The organism is Paraburkholderia sp. BR10872 (genome assembly GCF_040965835.1).
GTDB classification, from domain to species: Bacteria; Pseudomonadota; Gammaproteobacteria; order Burkholderiales; family Burkholderiaceae; genus Paraburkholderia; species Paraburkholderia nodosa_A.
The window spans coordinates 1-1669 of the sequence record NZ_JBFRCN010000131.1 but is presented as its reverse complement, the minus strand read 5'-3'; the positions used below and the strand labels follow the sequence as shown (position 1 = coordinate 1669).

The following is a 1669-nucleotide window of genomic DNA, read 5'->3' as shown; positions in this document are numbered from 1 at the left end:
CCTCGATCCGTGCACGCGCGCAGGTCTTCGTCGATCCCCGCTCGATCGAACTGCTTGAGCGGATCCAGCTGGTCGCGCCCAGCGACGCAAATATCCTGATCATCGGCGAGACCGGCACGGGCAAGGAACCGATCGCGCGCCACGTCCACAGCCTGAGCGGGCGGCGCGACAAGCCGTTTGTCGCGGTCAACTGCGGCGCGTTTTCTGAAACGCTGGTCGAAAGCGAACTGTTCGGCCACGAGAAAGGCGCCTTCACGGGGGCGTTCAACGCCAAGCCGGGCTGGTTCGAGGCGGCCAACGGCGGCACGCTCTTCCTCGACGAGATCGGCGACCTGCCGCTGTCGATGCAGGTCAAGCTGCTGCGCGTGATGCAGGAGCGCGAGGTCGTGCGGCTTGGATCCCAGCACGGTATTCCGATCGACGTGCGCGTGGTGGCGGCGACGAATGTCCACCTGCAGCACGCGGTGGCGGCCGGGCATTTCCGCAGCGACCTCGGCAATCGCGCTCTGGCCGCGTGCGGAATCCAGTTCGGCGTCGACGTTCGCCTCGTGGCTGGACCTGCGGATCTTGCGCGAACGAAGGCGCATTGCCATGACTAAAGATGCGCCGGCGCGAACGCACCTCCTGCGAGATGTCGCGCAGCGCGGCGCGGCCCGTGCCCGCGAGCACGGCGAGCAGCACCAGCTGGTAGAACGCGGTCTGGTATTTGAAGCGCGTCGAAAAATCGATGATGTCGATCTCGTCCACCTCGGCGGCGACAAACGTGGTCGTGCCGCTGCCCGTCGTGCGCTGGCCAAAGCCATCCCAGTCGTCGTGATGTGTCACGCCGGGCTGCCTCGCGCGCACGGCCGCGATCACGTCTTCGCCCGTGTCGTCGCGGCGCGCAAACACGTCGATCCAGTCAGCGAAGATGCTGCCCGTGCTGTAGTACTTCTCTCCGTTCACCACCCAGCGTGCGCCATCACGTGACACGCGCGTGATCACGTCGCCGATCGCCACGCTGCCGACTTCGGTCCAGGCGTTTCCCACCAGTTCGCCGTCGACAAATCGCCTGAACCAGACGTCGCGCGCCGGGCCTGGCTCCGCGTTGAGCCGGTCCTCGACGAACGCGAAGTGGCCGCGCAGTGCCTGCGGCAAATTCGAATCCGCCTCGGCCAGTTCGATCAGCAACTGAATCAATTGAGGCAGCGAAGCCCCCGCACCGCCGTGCTCGACCGGCACGCGAACGGCGCCGAATCCGGCGGCCTTGAGCCATTCGATCTGCTCATAGGGCAGGCTGCGATCGCGCTCACGCTCGAGCACGCCCTCTGCGATGCGGGCGAAAACGGGTCGAAAACGTGAAGCGAGACGCTCGTAATCCGTACCGGGAGAAAGAACGGGAGCAAGTGCCACCGTGCTGGCGAGATTCAATGCGGCAATAGGGGCTCCAGGTACCGGCTTGATGGGTGGCCCGTGTTCGGGCCTCGTTCCTTACCGATAAAGCAGAAGCCATGCCAATCGTTGGCCGGGGATCAGGTGTGCGCAGGTCGGGAAAACCGCATGCGTGTTGCTGGTTCAGCAACAGCATGCAGCTGATTCACTGCTGGATTTGCAGCGATGCCTGAGCGATCTCGTGATGCCCGGACTGGTCACTGGCGTCATCGCTGCCCGCCTGTTTCGCGACAGTGCG

The 1669-nt window shown here is 64.9% G+C and carries 2 pseudogenes; one reads left to right on the top strand and one right to left on the bottom strand.

Annotation, left to right across the window (positions count from 1 at the left end):
- Positions 1-494, top strand: a pseudogene (locus AB4Y43_RS40325) (sigma 54-interacting transcriptional regulator); the annotation flags it as partial.
- A gap of 46 nt (positions 495-540) precedes the next feature.
- Here AB4Y43_RS40325 and AB4Y43_RS40320 read toward each other — a convergent pair.
- Positions 541-1392, bottom strand: a pseudogene (locus AB4Y43_RS40320) (acyl-CoA dehydrogenase family protein); the annotation flags it as partial.
- Positions 1393-1669 lie beyond the last annotated feature (277 nt).